The organism is Patescibacteria group bacterium (assembly GCA_041660565.1).
GTDB lineage: Bacteria > Patescibacteriota > UBA1384 > CAJBMM01 > CAJBMM01 > JBAZWC01.
The window spans coordinates 16,042-37,477 of record JBAZWC010000001.1; the positions used below are offsets into that span (position 1 = coordinate 16,042).

General features: G+C 44.3%; 20 protein-coding genes, 3 tRNA genes and 3 rRNA genes. 22 read left to right on the top strand and 4 right to left on the bottom strand.

The features are described 5' to 3' along the window. Positions 1-226 precede the first annotated feature (226 nt). Together WC773_00090 and WC773_00095 are read left to right on the top strand one after the other, a co-directional pair. Positions 227-1,687, top strand: a 16S ribosomal RNA gene (locus WC773_00090). Positions 1,688-1,929: 242 nt separating this feature from the next. Continuing rightward, positions 1,930-2,310 (top strand): hypothetical protein, encoded by a 381-nt coding sequence (locus WC773_00095; protein ID MFA6081808.1) that lies wholly within the window; start codon positions 1,930-1,932, stop codon positions 2,308-2,310. A gap of 138 nt (positions 2,311-2,448) precedes the next feature. Here the strand turns inward: WC773_00095 and WC773_00100 are convergent. Beyond that, a tRNA-Ile gene (locus WC773_00100) sits at positions 2,449-2,525 on the bottom strand. 205 nt (positions 2,526-2,730) lie between these two features. Between WC773_00100 and WC773_00105 the strand changes: the two genes are divergently transcribed. The 4 genes from WC773_00105 to WC773_00120 are packed head-to-tail and all read left to right on the top strand — an operon-like array spanning position 2,731 to position 4,109. Next, entirely contained in the window at positions 2,731-3,057 is a 327-nt protein-coding gene (locus WC773_00105) for a YbjQ family protein (protein MFA6081809.1), read from the top strand. A 3-nt stretch (positions 3,058-3,060) separates the two neighbouring features. Continuing rightward, a complete protein-coding gene (locus WC773_00110; protein MFA6081810.1) occupies positions 3,061-3,402 on the top strand; it encodes an ASCH domain-containing protein in 342 nt (113 codons plus the stop codon). Position 3,403: 1 nt separating this feature from the next. After that, complete coding sequence (locus WC773_00115; protein MFA6081811.1) at positions 3,404-3,865, top strand: hypothetical protein; 462 nt, start codon at positions 3,404-3,406, stop codon at positions 3,863-3,865. 19 nt (positions 3,866-3,884) lie between these two features. Next, positions 3,885-4,109, top strand: a complete 225-nt coding sequence (locus WC773_00120; protein ID MFA6081812.1) for a hypothetical protein — start codon at positions 3,885-3,887, stop codon at positions 4,107-4,109. Between the two features lies 1 nt (position 4,110). Here WC773_00120 and WC773_00125 read toward each other — a convergent pair. Then, positions 4,111-4,185, bottom strand: a tRNA-Ala gene (locus tag WC773_00125). A gap of 67 nt (positions 4,186-4,252) precedes the next feature. Beyond that, complete coding sequence (locus tag WC773_00130) at positions 4,253-4,567, bottom strand: MGMT family protein (protein MFA6081813.1); 315 nt, start codon at positions 4,565-4,567, stop codon at positions 4,253-4,255. Between the two features lie 510 nt (positions 4,568-5,077). Here WC773_00130 and WC773_00135 point away from each other — a divergent pair. The 12 genes from WC773_00135 to WC773_00190 all read left to right on the top strand — a co-directional run bounded on the left by WC773_00135 (position 5,078) and on the right by WC773_00190 (position 18,219). After that, positions 5,078-5,830: a hypothetical protein gene (locus tag WC773_00135; GenBank protein MFA6081814.1), complete on the top strand. Its 753-nt coding sequence runs from the start codon at positions 5,078-5,080 to the stop codon at positions 5,828-5,830. Positions 5,831-5,916: 86 nt separating this feature from the next. Then, positions 5,917-5,992, top strand: a tRNA-Ala gene (locus tag WC773_00140). Positions 5,993-6,015: 23 nt separating this feature from the next. Continuing rightward, complete coding sequence (locus tag WC773_00145; GenBank protein ID MFA6081815.1) at positions 6,016-6,345, top strand: HIT domain-containing protein; 330 nt, start codon at positions 6,016-6,018, stop codon at positions 6,343-6,345. A 70-nt stretch (positions 6,346-6,415) separates the two neighbouring features. After that, entirely contained in the window at positions 6,416-6,667 is a 252-nt protein-coding gene (locus WC773_00150; GenBank protein ID MFA6081816.1) for a hypothetical protein, read from the top strand. A gap of 716 nt (positions 6,668-7,383) precedes the next feature. Next, positions 7,384-11,678 (top strand): 23S ribosomal RNA (locus tag WC773_00155). 79 nt (positions 11,679-11,757) lie between these two features. After that, positions 11,758-11,875 (top strand): 5S ribosomal RNA (rrf, locus tag WC773_00160). A 91-nt stretch (positions 11,876-11,966) separates the two neighbouring features. Beyond that, positions 11,967-15,065 (top strand): hypothetical protein, encoded by a 3,099-nt coding sequence (locus WC773_00165; GenBank protein MFA6081817.1) that lies wholly within the window; start codon positions 11,967-11,969, stop codon positions 15,063-15,065. A 112-nt stretch (positions 15,066-15,177) separates the two neighbouring features. Then, positions 15,178-15,819, top strand: a complete 642-nt coding sequence (locus WC773_00170; GenBank protein ID MFA6081818.1) for a type II secretion system protein — start codon at positions 15,178-15,180, stop codon at positions 15,817-15,819. A 72-nt stretch (positions 15,820-15,891) separates the two neighbouring features. After that, on the top strand, positions 15,892-16,635 hold the full coding sequence (locus WC773_00175; GenBank protein ID MFA6081819.1) for an NTP transferase domain-containing protein: 744 nt from the start codon (positions 15,892-15,894) through the stop codon (positions 16,633-16,635). Further along, complete coding sequence (locus WC773_00180) at positions 16,632-17,102, top strand: DUF192 domain-containing protein (GenBank protein MFA6081820.1); 471 nt, start codon at positions 16,632-16,634, stop codon at positions 17,100-17,102. Before WC773_00175 ends, WC773_00180 begins: the two co-directional genes overlap by 4 nt. Positions 17,103-17,109: 7 nt before the next feature. Continuing rightward, positions 17,110-17,964: a deoxyribonuclease IV gene (locus WC773_00185; protein ID MFA6081821.1), complete on the top strand. Its 855-nt coding sequence runs from the start codon at positions 17,110-17,112 to the stop codon at positions 17,962-17,964. Positions 17,965-17,985: 21 nt separating this feature from the next. After that, positions 17,986-18,219, top strand: coding sequence for a hypothetical protein (locus WC773_00190; protein ID MFA6081822.1), 234 nt, complete (start codon positions 17,986-17,988; stop codon positions 18,217-18,219). Between the two features lie 50 nt (positions 18,220-18,269). Here the strand turns inward: WC773_00190 and WC773_00195 are convergent, their stop codons facing one another. Further along, positions 18,270-18,614, bottom strand: coding sequence for a PadR family transcriptional regulator (locus WC773_00195; GenBank protein ID MFA6081823.1), 345 nt, complete (start codon positions 18,612-18,614; stop codon positions 18,270-18,272). A 168-nt stretch (positions 18,615-18,782) separates the two neighbouring features. On the opposite strand from WC773_00195, the gene WC773_00200 reads away from it, so the two are divergent. The 4 genes from WC773_00200 (at position 18,783) to WC773_00215 (ending at position 21,374) form a co-directional block, all read left to right on the top strand. Further along, on the top strand, positions 18,783-19,127 hold the full coding sequence (locus WC773_00200) for a hypothetical protein (protein MFA6081824.1): 345 nt from the start codon (positions 18,783-18,785) through the stop codon (positions 19,125-19,127). A 2-nt stretch (positions 19,128-19,129) separates the two neighbouring features. Next, positions 19,130-19,387, top strand: a complete 258-nt coding sequence (locus WC773_00205) for a hypothetical protein (GenBank protein ID MFA6081825.1) — start codon at positions 19,130-19,132, stop codon at positions 19,385-19,387. A gap of 103 nt (positions 19,388-19,490) precedes the next feature. Continuing rightward, positions 19,491-20,354, top strand: coding sequence for a bifunctional DNA-formamidopyrimidine glycosylase/DNA-(apurinic or apyrimidinic site) lyase (mutM, locus tag WC773_00210; protein ID MFA6081826.1), 864 nt, complete (start codon positions 19,491-19,493; stop codon positions 20,352-20,354). 96 nt (positions 20,355-20,450) lie between these two features. Further along, the gene (locus tag WC773_00215) at positions 20,451-21,374 is read left to right on the top strand and encodes a DUF1385 domain-containing protein (GenBank protein MFA6081827.1); all 924 of its coding nucleotides are present in this window, start codon (positions 20,451-20,453) and stop codon (positions 21,372-21,374) included. Positions 21,375-21,436 lie beyond the last annotated feature (62 nt).

The window sequence follows — 21,436 nt, forward strand, 5'->3', positions numbered from 1 at the left end:
TGATAAATTGAATAAGTCCTTTGAATAAAAGAGATTTTTGAAACGTTAGCAATACGATGACGTATTGCTGATTGTTGCGAACTTTAATAATTTGATTTTTATCGTTTTACATTTTATTTGTGGTCAATTGACCATCGCAGGCTGACGAAAGTTGGTCGGCGAAAGATTTCCGAATAAGTTTTTTAATTTTAGAGCTAACAAGCATCTAATTCGATCCTTAGGGATCTATTTGGAGAGTTTGATCCTGGCTCAGAATGAACGCTGGCAGCGTGCCTAACACATGCAAGTCGAACGGTCCGCAAGGACAGTGGCAGACGGGTGAGTAATGGTTGGGAACATACCCAGAAGTGGGGGATAGCCGCCCGAAAGGGTGGGTAATCCCGCATGTTATCGCAAGATCAAAGCATTTATGCGCTTCTGGAGTGGCCCAACTCCTATCAGCTAGTTGGTGGGGTAATGGCCTACCAAGGCAACGACGGGTAGCTGGTCTGAGAGGATGACCAGCCACAATGAGACTGAGACAAGGCTCATACACCTACGGGTGGCAGCAGTTGGGAATATTGCACAATGGACGAAAGTCTGATGCAGCGACGCTGCGTGAAGGATGAAGGCTCTCGGGTCGTAAACTTCTTTTGGCGGGGAGTAATCTTGAAAGTACCCGCAGAATAAGCACCGGCTAACTACGTGCCAGCAGCCGCGGTAATACGTAGGGTGCGAGCGTTATTCGGATTTATTGGGCGTAAAGCGTGTGTAGGTTGTAAGTTGCGTCTTTGATTAAAGACCCGGGCTCAACCCGGGGGATGTTGAAGATACGGACTTACTAGAGGTTTGCAGGGGCAGATGGAATTCCTGGTGTAGCAGTGACATGCGTAGATATCAGGAAGAACACCGATGGCGAAAGCAGTCTGCTGGGCTTATCCTGACACTGAGACACGAAAGCGTGGGGAGCGAACGGGATTAGATACCCCGGTAGTCCACGCCCTAAACGATGCTGACTAGGTATATGACGTATCGACCCGTGGTGTACCGTAGCTAACGCGTTAAGTCAGCCGCCTGGGGAGTACGAGCGCAAGCTTAAAACTCAAAGGAATTGACGGGGACCCGCACAAGCGGTGGAGCATGTGGTTTAATTCGACGGTAAGCGAAGAACCTTACCGAGGTTTGACATCCCTGGAAAGTCCTGGAAACAGGACCGTGCCGCAAGGAATCAGGTGACAGATGTTGCACGGCTGTCGTCAGCTCGTGCTGTGAAGTGTACGGTTAAGTCCGTAAACGAGCGCAACCCTTGTCGTATGTTGTATTTTTCATACGAAACTGCCGGCGTTAAGTCGGAGGAAGGTGGGGATGACGTCAAGTCAGCGTGGCTCTTACACCTCGGGCGACACACGTGCTACAATGGACAATAACAATGGGTTGCGAAAGCGTGAGCTGAAGCTAATCCCACCAAACTTGTCCTCAGTTCGGATTGAAGGCTGCAACTCGCCTTCATGAAGTTGGAATCGCTAGTAACGGCCGGTCAGCCATACGGCCGTGAATACGTTCTCGGGTCTTGTACACACCGCCCGTCACGTCACGAAAGCTGGTAATACCCGAAGTACCTTTTTTAGGTCCCACGGTAGGATCAGTAATCTGGACGAAGTCGTAACAAGGTATCCCTATCGGAAGGTGGGGATGGATCACCTCCTTTCTAAGGAGTCTAGCCCCTTTTTGTCGCAAGATAAATTGGTAGGTTAGGTCGATCGCTCCGATGTCCTGCTTGCAGGAACCGGAGTGACACTCTCGGAAACTGGTCACCCTCCTACGCTCCTTGGAGCTTCGGAAGGGCAAGATTGGCCACAAATAAGATGTAAATAGTTCTATAAAACAAAAATCCCCGTTAATTTGGGGATTTTTTGTGTGATGTGATATTCTTGAAGAAAAGGAGTCGAAGTGGTAGAAAATGGTGCACCTAGTCCGGATGGTCAACGTCGGCAGCCAACGAATGAGGAATATGGTCGAATGTACGCGGAGGATGATGCTTATGAGAAAAAAATTCGCGAGCTTACCGAAATGTCAGTGAGTTTTCTAAATGAGCTTGATCAAAGGTATGAAGCCGAAGGTAATTTAACTGGACTGATAGCAACCAAATATTGTGAAGAAGTGGCAGATTGGCTTGGGCAAAACCCTGAATGCTGTGAGCCGTTTTTAGAGGTGTATTTTGAGCGTAATAGACATAAATATGACGAGAGTACCTTGGCATCGCAGTTGGTAAATGAGCACGGTGTGTTGCTAGCGGCGGTGGCTAGAAAAGCAAAACCAGTAACCAACTAGTTAATCCAAAAATCCCCAAATCAAGGGGATTTTTGTGTAATTGATAATCTGGTGGGCGTACATGGATTTGAACCATGGACCTCGTCATTATATTTCGTGCTTCGCGCGAAATTATTTACAACTGAGAAATCGCCTATCTGGTGGGCGTACATGGATTTGAACCATGGACCTCGTCATTATCAGTGACGCGCTCTAACCAACTGAGCTATACGCCCTTTATGCCCACCAGATAACAGATTTTCAGTTGTAAATATCATTGTACGCGCTCTAACCAACTGCCTGCCCTTCCGTAGCCTTGGCGAAGGAGGGAGCTATACGCCCGTGTTTGATGTTAATATCATAACAAATTCTGACGCTTTCAGCAAGACCGTGCAATATGATATGTTAAACGCGTAATAAGATAATAAATATGGAGAGAATATGGATCATGCAAATGTAACCACTGCTTTGGAACTACCGGACAAGAAAATTGTCAAAAATTTGGGATTAGTACGCGGGGTAACTGTTCGTTCTCGTTCAATGTTTGGCACCATTGGTGCTTCATTCCAAACTTTATTTGGTGGAAACATCTCTTTATTCACCGAGTTGTGTGAGAAAACGCGACAAGAGGCGTATGATATTATGATCAAACACGCCGAAACTATGGGCGCAAACGCCATCATTGCAGTTAGATACGATGCCAACGAAGTGATGCAAGGCGCCACCGAAGTATTGTGCTACGGCACCGCTGTTGTGGTGAAAGAATAATCTATGAACACGTACCAAATGAGGCTGGCGAAGAGTCAGTTTGATATGATACGAAACGGACAAAAGATTATCGAGTCTAGAATATGCGACGAAAAGAGACAGCGTCTTAATATCGGGGATGACGTGCTGTTTATATCCAGAAACGATCCTAAGCAAACAGTCCTGACAAAAATCAAAGCACTTTTTCGCTACGCTACTTTTGATGATTTATTTACGGATTTCCCCCCTGAGTTGTTCGGAAATCATTCAAAATCCGCGCTGATTCAAGATGTCAGAGAGTTCTACTCTGTTGATGAAGAAAAGAAGTATGGCGTTGTTGGAATTAAAATTGAGTTAGTAAAATAAAATGCTATCAACCCCACATATATTAACCGGATCGGCTATTGGCAAAATAGCGGCGCCTTTAGGCTTGCCGGCAGTTTTTGCGCTCGGATTCATTAGTCATTTTGTATTAGATTTAATTCCGCACACCGATGCAGCGCTACTAGAAAGTTCAACCGAAGATCATACCTCGACCCACGACCTATTAGTGGTGATTGCCGAGGTCGTGGTTGGCACAGGGCTGTTTTTGTATTTTTGGTATATCAGCCACTGGAATCTGAGTTTATTAGTTGGCGCATTTGGGGCAACACTACCGGATTTATTTGACAACGCGCCGTGGTGGAAAAAATGGTTTCGCACTTCCAAACTTGGCTCAATTTTTCACTATCTGCATGAGCTGGTTGATGGCGGGCTAGAGAAAAATAAATTACTTGGCATCGCTACGCAATTTTTGGTTATTGCCGTGGCCATTATTGTTTTGACCTAAATCGTGCTAAATTAGAACTATGTGGATGATTATCTTACGTCGATTATTTGTTGGCCCAATTGCTATTCTGCTTGGGTATTTGTTGATCAAATATACCGACCGACTTTTGATGTCTGTTGGTAATCCAGAATGGATGGATAATTTTCCCGGCGGGGCACAGGCTGTTTGGAAAATCGCCGGTATTATACTAATAATGCTCGGAATCGTCGTCTTGTTAGGCGGATTCTCGAGCATGGGTTTGTGATTGGTGGACCTGAGAGGATTTGGACCTCCGACCTCTTCCTTGCAAAGGAATTGCTCTACCACTGAGCTACAGGCCCTTAACTTTTCGACTGTCTGTCAAAACTTATTTTAACATAAAATTTAACTAATTACTACGTCAATCGCTTAGAATTTATTCCATTTTGGGTTTTGGAGATAGAATAGGTCTTCTTTGACAATGAATTTGACTCCTTCCTTCTCGAGGAGGATTTTTTGTTGCGTGGGAGTGACGCTTGGGTTAACAATCGAAATATATCCTTTAGCATTAATCACCCGCCACCAAGGGATTTCAACTTCTGCGGGTAATCGTCTGAGTGCCCAGCCGACAACGCGAGCGCCGTTTTGTAGTCCCGCTGCTTTTGCTACATCACCGTAACTAGCCACAATACCGGAGGGTATTTTGGCGACGATTGAATATATTTTGGTATAAAGTTCAGACATTATAATCCTTGTAGGGGTGGGTCTCGACCCGCCCACGGGCGGACATCCTCCTTCGCCAAGGCTACGGAACGACAAGTATGAGTCCGCCCCTACATTGCTCGGAGAATATGATAGTGAAAAAGGAAGGCCCGCCTGCGAACGTCGCAGGCGGGGTCGAGCTACTGTGGGATCTCCTCTAGGGGAGAGGGGGTTCCTGCATGGAAGCAATCGGGCTGGTCGGCGTGATAGTGTCCGGTGAAACCAAGCGCGGAGCCCCATGCGAACTGAACGATTGGGGAGAAGTATCTGCCCCTTGGTTGTCTCGGGCTGTCATCTACCCGATCTAGTTGTGGAGGGGGCGATCCCTCCGGAATTGTGAGGACTAACTCCTGCCCATCAGGCATCATAAGTTCCTCCGAAAATGGCTTAGCATCTTGGCCTTAATTTAATCATATTCTTATGTGTCCAGGCGGCGCAACTTGTACAAATCCAGCGGCCTGTGTCATAATTAAGAGTGAGAAATGAGGGGAAATGCCACAAGCACAAAATTTACATCGTCGTACAACACATCCAAAAGCAGACGATAATGTTTCGCCAAAAGTCAATCGGAAAAATAGCAAAAAAGCCGAAGCTGAAAAAGTGGATTTACATGTTTTGCCTGTGGAAAAACATGAATCTTTTCACGAGTTTTATCCGTTAAACGTAACCAAAGTTGAGACTGAAAAAACCGGTGGGTACATTGGTTTGATTATTGGGTTGGTAATTCTGGCGCTGGTGGGTGGGCTGACGTTTTGGTACGTAAAAGAGCAGAACAATGCCACCAGTTCATCATCAACGCCAGCAAGCTCGGATCAAACCGGCGCCTCGACGAAATATCAAAACTCTACGTATGGATTTAATCTAACCCTTCCTAGTACATGGAAAACGGTTAAATACTCGGACGGCACGGTTTGCACTGCTACAAATTGTCCGGTGGCAGATATAATTTTTGTGATGCCTGTTGGGGGCGCATCGGACAGCATTGCGCTGTTAGCTCTTGACGTGTATTCAATCGCAAATTACACTGCCTTGGTTAGTGCCGCAACAATAAGTGGTGGGGTCGCGCCTGTGTTGGTAGGGCAGACTGACCAGTACGCGGTGGTAGTAAATTCGCAAGCAACTCGTGAATCTGGTACGACCGAGTTGGTTGGGATGGCGATTGATGCAATTCCAACGGTATTAAACTCATTTATAGCCACAACGCCGGTTGTAACCCCAACTCCGACCGCGACAGCCACACCTTAATCATGAAATAAAATAGATTTGACAAGCCCGCCTCTACACTGGTCGTGGCGTTTATTCTCCATTTGTGCTAAAATAATGTTAGAAATGGGCCTGTAGCTCATCTGGTAGAGCGCAGCATTCGCATTGCTGAGGTAAGGAGTTCGAGTCTCCTCAGGTCCACCAAATCAGAGGATGGGAGATGGAATATGGATGATGGAAACAGTGATTTTTATTGCGATTTTGTTTTAAATGACAAGATTAAGGTCAATATTATCAAAGAGACAGACATGGTACTGGCCTTCTTTCACACTAAACCATCTTGGGCTTTTCATGTAGTGATTGTGCCAAAAACTCATATATCAAATATTACTGAGCTAAAAGATCTGGCGATAATTGAAGAAATTTTTAAAATCGCACAAGAAATTATTAATAACAATAATCTCAAGGCTATAAATTATCGCATAATCACCAATGGTGGTGGTTTTCAGGACTCAAAACATTTGCATTTTCATTTAGTGTCTGGGGATAAGTTGTGAAAAAGCTATTGCATTGTTTTTTAAACCATATAGAATTAATATATAAGTAATAAATATTTAGGAGGGGTTTATGGATGGAAAAGAACCATCTAGCCATTTGGGGCATGTGGCGTTCGTGATATTAGCGTTTGTTTTGGGCGGAATAGTCGGATATATGGTTGGCGCAGCATACAATAGTATGTATACCAACGAAGATTCGTCATTCTTGTCATCTTGGGTTAAAAAGACCAATTCAACCGCATCACCAAGTGCGACAACATCTGCGTCGCCAAGTGCTACGGCAACCACAACTGCGTCACCTTCGGCTACTGCTACTCCGTAGTTGTAAAATCGTTGACATTTCATATCAGTTTGTGATAAGATGATTTAAAGTTGTTTGATGTACAAATAACCGTGAGGTTAAAACGTTTTACTTAAACAATCAGTTTAATTTCGGGATGGAATTAAAGATGTGAGCAATATTGTTTTGCTTGTGTTTTTGAACGCTTCCCGATGGGAAGTTTTTTGTTTCACTAGCCAGTGATGAGTCTCGGTCTTGAAACCGGGTCCACAAATTGCACGGGGACTGATGTCCTGGCGAGTAAGTTCTTTTACAACTGAAAGGTGCATTAACGTGTTAAGTAATTTCACGGTTAATGCATTAAATTATGTATAACTTCCTTATTGATTATACATAATATGATTCTTCCGATAATACTTAAGCCGCAAGGCTGTAGCAATTCGAAACCCCGCGAGGTTTTGTTTGCGCGAGCAAATGAAAATGAGCAACGAGGTGAGAGCCGAGTTGATCCAAAACCGACACGAGGTTTCCATAAAAAATAAAATTGTTAGGATGAAACTTACCAAAGCCTGGTAAGGATCAGTCATAACGTGTCAAGTAACCAATAATGAAAACAGATGACTAGAAGCACTTGTGTTTCAAATCTGATGTTTAGTTAAAGGTTTTGTTAGATCCGTTAATTAGAAGCAGAGACTCGAGACTGTAGAGGATTTTTCCTCTTAGGTTTCTTGTTTCTGGTCTCTAGTTAGCAGTCATGTAAAAAGTGACGAAAGCGCATGTGGAGGATGCCTTGACTGAAGATGCTGATGAAGGACGCACGAGGCGGCGATATGCTCCGGGAAGGTGCCAACGAACCAATGATCCGGAGATTTCCGAATGGGGTAACCCATCCCGTTTTACGGGATACTCTCCTTTGAATATATAGAAGGAGTAGGAGGCAGCTCGGGAACTGAAACATCTTAGTACCGAGACGAAAAAAAAGTAATTAACGATTCCGTGAGTAGTGGCGAGCGAAAGCGGATCAGCCTAAACCATCCGGAGGACTTAGAGCAGAATTATTTCTGTTTTATGTCTTCTGGATGGGGTTGCAGGGTGCGAACAGACCGTAAGGTCGAGTAGTTTGAAAAAATCAATTTATAGCAGAAGGTGCCTGGAAAGGCCCACCATAGAGGGTGATAGTCCCGTTATGCGAAATATTTTGGTCTACTTGGTTTGCAAACCTAAGTACCACAGGGCACGAGAAACCCGGTGGGAATCTGGGACGGTCACGTCCTAAGGCTAAATACATCTTCAGATCGATAGTGAACAAGTACCGTGAGGGAAAGGTGAAAAGAACGCCGCATAGGCGAGTGAAATAGTACCTGAAACCACAATGCGTACAAGATGTCGGAGGGCTATGCCCCGTAAGGGGAATGCCTGACGGCGTGCCTTTTGTAGAATGAGCCAACGAGTTAGCTGTGTATGGCGAGGTTAAACTTTAAATTAGTGAAGCCGTAGTGAAAGCGAGGCCTAAATGGCCGACTAGTCGTACACACTAGACCCGAAACCAGGTGATCTATCCATGGTCAGGGTGAAGCCCCAGTAAAAAGGGGTGGAGGCCCGCACTCGGCAACGTTGTAAAGTTGCGGGATGAACTGTGGATAGCGCAAATATTGCAATCGAACCTGGAAATAGCTGGTTCTCCTCGAAATATATATAGGTATAGCCTACATTTAAAATACACAGAGGTAGAGCACTGGTAGGGCTACTCCGCCGTGAGGTGGGGAAACCCTGATAAACTCCGAATTCTGATGTATGTTCATGTAGAGTCAGACGGTGGGGGCTAAGCTTCATCGTCGAGAGGGAAACAACCCAGACCATTAGCTAAGGTCCCAAATTAATCGCTAAGTGGGGAAGGCAGTGATCGTCCCAAAACAACCAGGAAGTTGGCTCAGAAGCAGCCATCTTTTAAAGAGTGCGTAATAGCTCACTGGTCTAGTTAAGGATGGTTGCACCGAAAATGTAACGGGGCTCAAGCGATTAACCGAAGCTATGGACTTCAACGCAAGTTGGAGTGGTAGAGGAGCGTTCGTAACTGCTGTGAAGCCATACCGTAAGGAGTGGTGGAGTGTTACGAAGTGAGAATGTTGGCATGAGTAACGAATTAGGCAGGCGAGAAACCTGCCCACCGCAAGAGCAAGGTTTCCTGGGCCACGATAATCGTCCCAGGGTTAGGCGGTCCTAAGTCGAGGCGCAAAGGCGTAGACGATGGACAGCTGGTTGATATTCCAGCCCTTGTTAAATTTTGATTGGCGTGACGCCTCATAGGGGCTTAAATGATCGCATGGTTGAAAGTTTAAGTGAGTACGAGGACAAGAAAAGCGTCCAATCGCTAAGGTTTAACAATCCGTACCGCAAACCGACGCAGGTGCTCGAGTCGAGTAGACTCAGGTGATCGGAAGAACCCTCGTTAAGGAACTCGGCAAAATAGCGTCCGTAAGTTCGCAATAAGGACTGTCCCGCGAAACTCGCAAGAGTGTAGAGGGATTACAACAAAAGAGATCAAGCGACTGTTTAGCAAAAACTTAGCTCCCTGCCAAAGCGAAAGCTGATGTATAGGGGGTGATGCCTGCCCAATGCCCGAAGGTCAAGAGGAGATTTAAGATTATATCAGGAATCGAATTTAAGCCCGGGTGAATGGCGGCCGTAACTATAAACCAAATTGTAGTTATAAAATTCGGCCAAATGCTGGAAAATCTGTCCTGAAAAAGGACTAGTATCCCGAACTAAAACCGTATAATATTAAATTATGTACGATTTTGAAAATGTTACGGGTGCAGACAATCAGCAGGAAAGACTTGTCGTGAGTATTTCATCCGAAATTGGCTCGTTTCTCTCCGGTTTTGCCATGGGAGAAGCCAGTTTCATGATCGTTTGTCGTTCAAGAAATGACTATAAAAGAAAATGGAAAGTGTCTGCAGCGTTTAATGTTTCTCAACACGATCGAGAGCCTCTCGATTTGTTTCATGAAACATTGGGTTGCGGAACGATTAGAAAAGCAGGAAATGATGGTTGGTATTTCGAAGTGAATAAATTATCAGATATCTGTAAAATAATTATTCCATTTTTTCTTAGGTTTCCTTTAGTGGGAATTAAGCAGAAAGATTTTGAATTATTCAAAGCTGCTGCTCAAATCCTGTCAAAGAGTGAAATTGACGATCAAGATTTTTCTAAAGTACTTTCACTGCGTGAGCAGATGAATAACGGAGGAAAAAGAAAATACTCAAAAACAAGAATCCTCAGAGACTATACGCCGAACTCCCGCTTAGCGGGATGATGATATAGTCCGATCTTCATGGCGACATGAAGTATCAATCAGAAATGATTGGTCTTTCAAGAAATTGAATGTAACATAAATGAACGGTCCTATGGTAGCGAAATTCCTTGTCGGGTGAGAGGAAACAAGCCCGACGCAAAAAAGTTGGCTTATAACGGTGAAGCCCTATTGTAATTATGGTATATGTTCGGTTAGAATGAATGTATAAATGCAAGGGTAATACCGTGGGAAGTCTTAGTGACCCCGTAACGACTGAGAGCGTAAGCTCGAGAATCCACGCAAGTGGGTTAACACGCCAGCCTTTAAAGGATGAAGAAATTAAATTTGCTTCATATCTCTCTGGGTATGTTGATGGAGAAGGATGTTTTTCCGTATCCCTCAACCCTAGAAAGAAAATGAATAATACTTGGGAAGTCAGACCGAGTTTTTCGGTCAGTCAGAATGCTGAACGTTCAGCCTTTTTATTCAAAATGAAAGAATATTTTTCGTGTGGTACTATCCGGCCTGATCGGTCTGATAATACCTTGAAATATGAAATTCGATCATTAGATAAATTAATTGAACGAATAATCCCGCATTTTGAAAATTTTCCATTACGTTCCGAGAAGCAAAAATCATTTCTAATATTCACGCATATTTGTCAGATGTTGAAATCAAAAAAGCACTTAACTTCAGACGGAATTTCTGAAATTATTGCTTTAGCCCCGACAATCAACAATGGCAAGCGAAGATATTATCCATTAAAGAAGATATAGTCTGCGCCACTAGTAATAGTGGATTGAACAAACGTTCAAAGAACGCGAAGTTCCGACCCGCACGAATGGCATAACGGTCTTGATCACTGTCTCAACGAGGGATCCGGTGAAATTACAATCTCGGTAAAGATGCCGAGTACCCGCATCAAGACGGAAAGACCCCGTGGAGCTTTACTACATCCTGGCATTGATATACGGATATCTTCACGTAGCATAAGTGGGAGCCTTTGATAACATTCTCGCGGGAGTGTTTGAGGCGACAGTGAAATACCACCTCTAGCTATTTGTGTATCTAACCCCTCACCCTGAATCGGGTGGGAGAGACAGTGTTTGGTGGGTAGTTTAACTGGGGCGGTTTCCTCCCAAATGGTAACGGAGGAGTACAAAGGTCGGCTAGCTCCGGATGGAAATCGGAGTGATAGCGCAAAAGCATATGCCGGCTTAACTGTGAGACCTACAAGTCGAACAGATGGGAAACCAGGTTTTAGTGAACTGCTGCACTTGAGTGATTTAGGCAGCAATCAACGGATAAAAGTTACCCCGGGGATAACAGGCTGATCGCATCCAAGAGATCACTTCGACGATGCGGTTTGGCACCTCGATGTCGGCTCGTCGCATCCTGGAGGTGAAGTCGCTTCCAAGGGTTTGGCTGTTCGCCAATTAAAGCGGTACGCGAGCTGGGTTCAGAACGTCGTGAGACAGTTCGGTCCTAATCTGATGTGGGCGTGGAATTTTGAGTGGGGTTGCGCGTAGTACGAGAGGACCCGCGCGAACGAACCTCTGGTGTGCCAGTTGTTCTACCAAGGGCAGTGCTGGGTAGCTATGTTCGGTTATGGATAACCGCTGAAAGCATATAAGCGGGAAGCCGGCCACAAGATAAGAATTCATAGATCCCCTGTAGACCACAGGGTTGATAGACGCTAGGTCGAAGCTCTGTAAGGAGTTAAGCCAAGGCGCACTAACGGATCATTTCATTTTTTATAACAACCCTCCTTCGCATAAAGCTACGGAGGGCAAGCGCTTGACACGTTATGACTGGTCTTTTAAAAAAAGTCCATTGTTCTGGTGCCTTTTGCCCCTAGGAAACACCCGTTCCCATCCCGAACACGGTCGTTCAGCTAGGGAGTCGCCAATGATACTTGCCTCGCAAGGGGCCGGGAAAGTAGGTCGGTGCCAGAACAATGGGCTTTTTTTGGTGCCTAAATTGCTCTAAAAAATTTGTTGACAATAAAATTAGCAGTAGATAACATTATAATGAGGTAATGTACAAATGAAATTCATTATGGGACATGCTGCTATCCCAACTTTTTTGGGGTACAAAAGGTGTATCTACAAATTGTTAGTTTTATTGATGTTATTTTTCTCTATGTTTGGCGGAGAGGTTTTTGCATTATCAGCGTTAACCAAATTAGCGAACGCGGCCGGCCCAACCACCTATTACGTGGATGCTGCTACCGGTTTAGATACAAACGATGGTAAATCAGAAGGTGCTCCTTGGCTAACAATAAATAAAGCCGCTACCACATTGGTCGCTGGAGACACAGTCTATATTAAGAACGGTGTTTATCGCGAAGGGGTTAGTTTCACTGTGTCGGGAACAAGTGGCAGCCCAATTACCTTTAGTGCGTATCCCGAACATTCTCCGGTGTTGGATGGGGGGGTAGCGGTGTCCGACTGGACACTACACGCAGGAAATGTTTATAAGACTACTTGGAACTATACCAGTGCCGGTTTTTGGGAGGACACGACAAAATTATTGACACCGAATGGCGCAGTGCCAGACGCTGCTGGTGAGTGGTATTTAGACGATGCGGGTAATACCTTGTACGTCTGGCCGTCAGACTCGGCCAATCCAGCCACACATACTTATGAAGCATCGGTTCCAACTGTTGCCTCAACAACATCGGGCAATATGTTGGAAATGACGGGTGAAAATTATATCACGATCAATGGGCTAAAAACTATTCATGCTAATAATGACGGAATTAATATGAGCGGAACCAGCACCGGCCTCGTATTTAACGATGTTATTTCAGAAGATAATACATATGACGGTTTTTCTCAGCATAATACGGTTAGAACCACTGTGACAAATATTACAGTGAACCGTAATGGAAAATGTAATCTTGTTAACGTAAACGATACATATATAAGCCTAAATGGTTTAAGTTCTACTCAAGGTACTTATGGGCCTAATGCTGCCGCGTCAATTCTATTCACCGAAAATGCAGCAGCGGACATTTATGACGCCACTATTGCCAGCGGATCCCATGATCTTACGTCTGTTTTTGCTACTGCAGCTGGAATAGTGAACCTATATGATTCTACCATGACAGCCAGAGCGTCGTCATATTACTTAAATTGTGGCGAGAAAACGGTTTTTGACCGAGTAGTGATTGACGCGCAAGATACAGGGGCACGGCTTTATAGTGGCTCAAATTCATCCGCAGATGCTGCTGATAAATTTATTTTTCGAAATTCCATCGCAAAAAATATTGGGACCGATGGTTTCTATATTACTACTGCCAACATTAAGGTGCTGATTGAAAACAGTATTATCATTGGTCAGAGTAGCTCCAACTTGTTACACGCTTGGGGAGCCGGGACGACTCTAGAGGTGTACAACACGATTATCGCCGATAATCCACTTCGGACATTCAAAGCCACAAGTGGCACAGTGACCGAGGATTATAACATTCTTTATAACTCTGGTGGGTATAGTAGCGTTGCAGCTGGAGCACATACGGTTGCAACTGACCCGAAATTTGTTAATTTTGCCGGAGGTGATTACAATATTCAGTCAGACTCACCGGCGATTGATAGTGGTATCTCTACTTACTCATCCACGACAGATTACGCCCAAAATAGCCGTTACGACCTACCGAGTACTGTAAACACCGGTGCGGGTACGTACGATTATTATGATCGTGGAGCCTATGAATACATAACGCCGCCAACCCCGGCTGTCTCTAGTGCGTCTCATCCGTCGCAAACCACATATTACTCTGATAGTACGCCAGATATAACGATAACCTCAGACACTTCATCAACAACTTTGTACCGTTATTTAGTTGATCAAACCGCAACCCGGAGCGCGGCAACGGTGGTGGCATCTGGAACATCTATTGGGACAAATACCACTTTTACGGTGGCAGCAGGAATAATTACCAGTAGTGGCACATGGTATATTCATGTCGTCGCTCAAAACTTAGATAACGATCCGGGTGGAGTAGTAAATTATACTATTAAGTATGATGGCTCTGGGCCAGCTGCATTCGCCCCCACCGCCGATCCGGCAAGTTGGGCAAGCGCGAATTCAAGTGTTGTTACTTTTGTCACCACCGATGCAGAATCAGGTGTGGCTAGCTATTCAGTGAAAATTGATAGTGGTGCATACATGGATAGCGTTGCCAGTCCATATACCCTTGACACATCGGCGCTTACCGATGGGGCTCGTACTGTTACAATTAAGGCGACCGATAATGTGGGAAACCTAACAACCGGAACGGTTACCATTTATATTGACAGAACATCTCCGGTTAGTTTTACCCCAACCCTAAATGTCGATTCCGTAACTAGCTTAACCAGCGCAGAGCTATCTTTTATTACCACCGATGCTGGATCGGGAATCGAATATTATACAGTTAGTGTAGACTCCTTAGCTGCTTCTACCCAGGTATCTCCATATTCAATAACAGGATTAAGTAGTGGTTCTCACACCGCCACTGTAATTGCGTATGATGTTGTCGGCAACACCACATCTGGTAGTATCACATGGACAGTAGACACCTCTGTTTCGGAAACAACTTCATCCACCGCAAGTACCTCTACCGTACCCGCGTTTTCGCTGGATAAAATTGGAGGAGTTAACATTAGCACTACTGCGACTCGATTTACGTATTGGGGGCATTTGCCAAGGTTCAGCGGTACCGCCGATGTTGGGGTATCTGTTGTTATCTCTACTCCCTCGATTACACTTTGCAGTGTTGTTGTCGACTCAGCAGGGAATTGGGAATGTCAATCTGAACAATATTTAGCTTTTGGCGAATATGCCATCACCGCAAGGGCTACAAATTCTATCGGGTTATTAACCGAACGAACCATAACACTTATTGCTGTTGAGGCAACATCTGTTGCTACTGAGCCGACAAGTCCTGCCACCGTTTCTCCAACACCAACAAGCGCTACTTCTGCTTCGCCAACTTCAATGGTTACAGTCTCGCCTGGTCCGATATCGTCCGCAGACTCAGGATCAAAAGCAAAATTACCAGTTTTGCCCAATGTAATTAGATATGCGCTCGAAGGACTAGGATCCTTAATTGTAGGTTTTCTACTAGCACGCCGTTATTATTTTAACAATAACACATAAGCAAGTCTGTGGCTTGGCCAGCGAATAAGCAGTTTATTAAAAAAAACGACTGATTTTTTGACGTTGATTTTATTGTTGAGATATAATATTAGTGTAAGAATGGAGGGTACTAATGTATAGTCGAACAAGAGGATTCACTCTATTAGAACTAATGGTGGTTATTGCAATTATTGGTATTTTGGCTGCGCTTACGATCTCACTTACTGCCAGCTCACGGCAACGAGCGGCAGATGCAGCTATCAAAAACAACGTTCACTCTGTTATGGTCGCGGTTGAGGCGATATCTATTGCTTCAAATCCGCAACAACAATCCTCTGGTATGATTAACCAGTTTATTCCAAAGGCAGGTGCGGTTACGGCTCCAGAGCCTCCTCCGGGAGACCCGTACGGAGTGTTAAGTAATACCATGGCTGATGCTGTTTGGATAGACGGTACATTTGACTTAATATCCTTAAACACGACTGATCCGGGGTACATTGTGATGCAAATATTACTTAACCATAACTTACTTCATCCACCAACATTATTGGGCAGCAAGGCAGGAGTTTATTATTATGCAAGTTGGGGAGGCAATATCATCTCCACAACCACCGCACCTGCGTTGCGTGCAGTTAATGCGGCGGCAATTGGTAAGCTAAACGCAAAAGTCAAGCCGGATAACAACGCTACCTTCAATGGTGGATCATTGGTTAAAGGTAAAGCAACCCTGCCCGGAAACAATACAACTCAATATTTTGTCGTTACCGACAATTAATTTTAATTTATTTACTGAACGATTTACTGGGCATGTGTTGAGACTGGCCCAGTTTTTCGGTATTCTAATAACATGCCAATAAATATTTCAACTTGTGCGGTAGTGCTAGCGGCGGGCAAAGGGACGCGCATGCAATCCGATATTCCGAAAGTACTGCATTTATTGCATGGACGGTCGTTAATTGATTTAACTCTGTCTCAGGTTAATCAATCAGCTATTAATCAAACGGTAGTTGTAGTTGGTTATGCAAAATCTGCCGTTGTTGCCGAGATCGAATCACATAAATATTCTGTTGATTTTGCGCTGCAAGATCAACAACTTGGCACCGGACACGCGGTTCAGATGGCTATTCCTCAAATCAAATCAAATACCTCGACGGTCATTGTAACCTACGGCGATATGCCATTTGTCTCGTCCGATATCTTTAATCAACTTATTGCAAAACAGCAGCAAACAAATGCCGCGGTGGTACTAACCTCGGTATTTTTCGATGACCCAATGAAGCCGGCATTCGGACGAATTAAACGTGATATCAACGGTCGTATCGAAAAAATTGTCGAGCAAAAAGTGGCCAGTCCGGCAGAACTTAAAATTCAAGAATGTAATGCCGGTCCGGTGGCGTATGATTATCAATGGTTGATCAAGGCGTTACCCAAGCTAAAGCGAAATCCGCAGAGTCAAGAATATTATCTGACAGATTTGGCCGAGGAGGCGTGCCTAGAGGGGCGACTAGTTGAATCCATTGTGGCCGAAAATGAAAACGAGGTGTTTGGAATTAATACTGTTGAACACCTAAGCCAAGCGATTCTAATATGAAAGTAAAAATTAACTCATTCTGGTTTGGTTTGATAATTGTTTTTGCTACTGCAGGAATTGGACTGGGACTTTATTTGCGTACTCAAACCGATAATCTGGTCACCGTAACCATCGGGCAAACCAAAATCACGACTGAAATTGCAAAGACGTCGACGCAAAAAGAACAGGGGCTTAGTGGGCGAACGTCTCTCAAGTTCGATTCCGGGATGTTATTCTCGTACGATAATCCGACTCGTCCAACCTTTTGGATGAAAGGGATGAAATTCCCGCTCGATTTTATCTGGGTGCGTGACGGTAAAGTGATTGAATTAACCGAGCACGTTGCAGCGCCGCTATCAAGTATGACCGAAAGCCAGATGCTAAAATACGTGCCAAAAGAAAATGTTGACGCTGTAATAGAAGTGAACGGCGGATTTGTGGAGTATAATAAAATCAAAGTTGGTGATACGGTTCAAATGACGAATTGAGATTGAAATGAGAAAAATTGGTTGTCATATTTCTAGTGCGGGGGGAATCAGCAAGATTTTTGATCGTGCCAAAATTGCAGATGCTGAATGCCTACAAACCTTTGCCGGAAGTCCGCAAACATGGAAACCAGCGGAGTATTCGGATGAAGATGTTGAAAAGTTCAAAACTGAGCGAGTAAAAAACACTAACATTGGGCCGTTGTTTATTCATGCAATGTATTTAATCAACCTAGCCTCGCCTAATAATCAAATTAGGCATGGATCAATTAATGCGTTGGTCAAAAGTCTAATGGTAGCCGAAAAATTGGGATTTGACGGGGTGATTACGCATACCGGCTCAGCAGGGTCGGCTAGTTTTGATGATGTTTTGCCTACGTTGCAAAAATCCCTTGGTCAGATTTTGGAACAAGTGCCGGCAAATCTTAAGACTAAATTACTGTTAGAAAACGCGGCCGGTGCGGGCGGAATTATCGGTGGTTCTGTAAGCGAGTTAAGCCAGATGTTAAAATCGGTTGGTTTGGATGAACGAATCGGTTTTTGCATCGACACGTGCCACGCCTTTGTTTCCGGTTATGATTTGCGCACCGACGCAGGTATTTCTCGCCTCGCTACAGAAATCGAATCCGACTTGGGTTGGAACAGGTTGAAAGCTATCCACTTAAACGATTCAAAAGGTGATTTAGGTTCAAAAAAGGACCGGCACGAAATTGTGGGCAAAGGATATTTAGGGCTCGAGTCATTTAAAAAAATCCTACATCACCCGCAATTCAGTCAGATCCCGATGATTTTAGAAACCCCAGACCTAAAATCCGACCTAACCGAACCTCCGGAGAGTCTGGTATCGATCAGATCGCTGATGTAAAATACAGATGAAGGGATAATAATGAACCAAATTTTTACCTACTACGACAAATTTTTAACCATGTTCCCGGATCCGTGGCATCCGTATGTTTCCATTGCCATTTTAATCGCCATGGCCGTCATTGTTTTTCGATTTTGGAAAGTAGAGATCGTTGGTATTATTTTGCTGATAATTTTCGTTCCCGCGTCTATTCCAATCTTGCGCAATCTTGGCCAGACTCTCCTTCAATTTGCCAATCATATTATTGGTAAATAAAAGACATTGGAGTAGTTAGGGAGATTTGGGATTTTAGGGGTCGCGGACGATTATAAAACAATCGCTTTATTTATAAGTGGCATTATTTCGCCGTACGTTTTAGCCGCGATGCGAAAAGCGGATTTACCTTTGGGAGTGATTTGGTAAACTTTGCGCTCGCGACCCTTAAAAATAGTGCCGTGAACCGTAACATATCCCTCTTTTTGCAACTGATTTAACGCGGGATATAAAGTGCCCTCAGTTGGTTTGCATGCGCCCCAACTAAGATCATCAATTTTTTGTGAGATCACATATCCGTACAAAGCTTCATCTTTAAGCGCTTTGAGCAAAAAGAATCGAATTAGGCCCTGATTAATCAACTTTTGCCAATAATCTGGCGATTCTAAATCGGGCATTTTTCCTCCAATTGAACCGCATTTGCAGCTCAAACTTTTTGTACTTTGCCCCACTTCAAGTAACTTTAGACTAGACCAATAGTAGGGCGTGTGTCAAGGGCGATGCGGGTGACAGTTGATCTTATAAATGATATGATCAACGGGTAAAGGATAAAGATTGGAGGAAGTATGGTCAAAAATCTACCTTTATGGTCATTTGCAGTTCTCGGATTGTCGTTGGTGCTCGGCATTAGTTTTTATGTTAAGAACCAGTTTAACCAAAGTATTATCTCTGAAAACTCGTCTTATGAAGCAATCGCCGCCGAGGATGCTCCCGTTGCGTCAACTCAGCAGAAAAAACTTATTGACCAATGGATTACCGCGAACGACTTAAATACCTATGGCGATCCAAAGTGGGTGGTTTATTCCTCGGGTCCGTTGAAAAAAGATGGCGGCTTGAACAAGTACACTGATCGTTATATCTACATTATTGATAAACATCCTGACGCGCCTTGGAATACTGTTACTAACTAGGAATGATGATGAAAAAATGGCAATTAGCGCTAATTGGAGTGGCTATTGGATTATTGGCCGCCTTAATATTCCCGACAAAATCGGCCAGCAACACTTTACCAGGGCAAAACGTGATTAAAGTGAAAACTGCTGATGGTGTTTCGCCCGTGAATAGCCAAGTTTTTGGAGTGAACGCACTCGGATCGGCCATAATTGGGCCAAAAAAAGGTGATAGCGGGCAAGTTTTGCAGAACACTGTGAATAATATAATCGGGAATTAGCATCACGACCTGTCATTCCGGACTAGATCCGGAGTCCAGGCAATAATAGATTTTTTATATAGATTCCGGGTCGAGCCCGGAATGACAAATTAAGGAATATAGTATGCCAGAGCTACCAGAAGTTGAAACTTTAAAAAATGGGCTTAAAACCGTTCTCATTGGGCAGAAATTGGCATCGGTGCAAATTAACAAACCCAAAATGTGGCGTGGTTTATCCTCGGATCAACTTGTAAATCAAACCATCCAGTCTATCGACCGGCTGGCTAAAATGCTGGTGATAAACTGGTCAAATAATTTAACCTTAATTGTGCACCTAAAAATGACCGGTCAGCTGATTTTTGTAGATAAAGCAGGTGAAGAAATTGCCGGCGGTCATCCTGATGATCAATTTGTAGCCAAGCAGCCGAGTAAATACACCCACATTATTTTTGATTTTTTGAGTGGTGATCATCTGTATTTTAATGATATGCGTCAGTTTGGTTATGCGCATTTAATTGCGTCTGATCAATTGGAGCAGGAACATCAGCAAATTGCTAACATTGGGGTTGACCCGTTTGTGGCAGATTTTACGCCGGAATATTTATTTAAACATTTTCAGGATAAGCCAAAAACCTCGGTCAAACAGGTGATAATGGACCAGTCGGTTGTCGCCGGCATTGGCAACATCTATGCCGATGAAAGTTTGTTTGAAGCCAAAATTGCTCCAACACGACCAGCCAAGAGTATTACCGAAGTTGAGTCAACGAAACTACACCAAGCGATTATCAATATACTCAAGCTTGGCATCAACTTGGGTGGCACATCGTACAAAGATTATGTGCATCACGACGGTAAAAAAGGGACCATGCAAGATCATCTAAAAGTTTATCGCCGGGGTGGTTTGCCTTGCGTGGAATGTGGTGGAAAAATATCGCGTATTACCATTGGCGGCCGTGGTACTCACTTTTGCCCACACTGCCAAAAATAAAATTCGAAATTCCAATATATCCAATCAATCCAATTTGGCCAATTGGAAACGGTGTGAATGATTTTATGTGGTCTAACTATGGTGTAGAATAAAGTTATGAATAAAAAAACTTTACCGCGACACATCATTGGTGGGGTGGCGTTTACCTCTGGGCTGGTGCTTTACGCGCCAGACGTTGCGGTAATGGCGCTGCGTGAGCCATCGGGTCAAATTGCGGTTAAGTCTGTTGCGCTTGATCCGGTTCACTATCAAAACAAACTAATAAAACTGTTTTTTGTGCGCGGGTTGTGGCTATTGTGGAACAGTATTAGTCTAAATGGCCGATTAAGGCGGATGGTAGATCAAACCGCCAGCGCCATGATTGAGCCGGGCGACAAATCGACCGGGGCCAAACACAAGCCATCCGCTTCACTATTCCCGACTGTTGGTTTGGTGGCAGCGGTGTTGATTTACGGCGCGGTTTTATTTGCAATCGATTTGTGGAATGCGGTGTCTGCGGGCCAAAATGATGCCGTTCAGACCAACGGGGTGGCGCTGGGCTTGAGTTTACTGGCGGTGGCGTACATTTTATGGAAAGGTGATCTGTGGTCGTACTTGGGCTATCACGGTGCCGAACATCAAGCCATTACCGCCTACGAAAACGGCAAAATCGACATAAAGAACATTGGGCTTGCCTGGCCATATCAAAACCGCTGTGGTGCCGGGGTGGTGTCTTACGTGGCGATATTTTTGGTAGCGCTTGGGTTATTCGCGCCGGAATTAACTTTTTGGCAAACGGTGGCGCTGGCTCTGGTCTTGTTTAGCTTGTCCTACGAGTTAGTGCACTTTTTAGATAAGTACAGCGCACATCTTTGGGCGCGGTTGTTACTGATTCCGGGAGTGCTGTTGCAGCTGTTGGTGGCAAAACATCCGCATGCCGACCAAAGCGAGGTAGCTTACGCCGCAATATCCGAACTGGTTAAAGAAAGTGCTGTGCTAAAATCGCAAAATCCTAAATTTGATGAAATGACACTAGACTAAATTCGAAGCACTAAATCCGAAATCCGAAAAAAATTAAAAAAGCTCAAATTCAAATTTTTTAA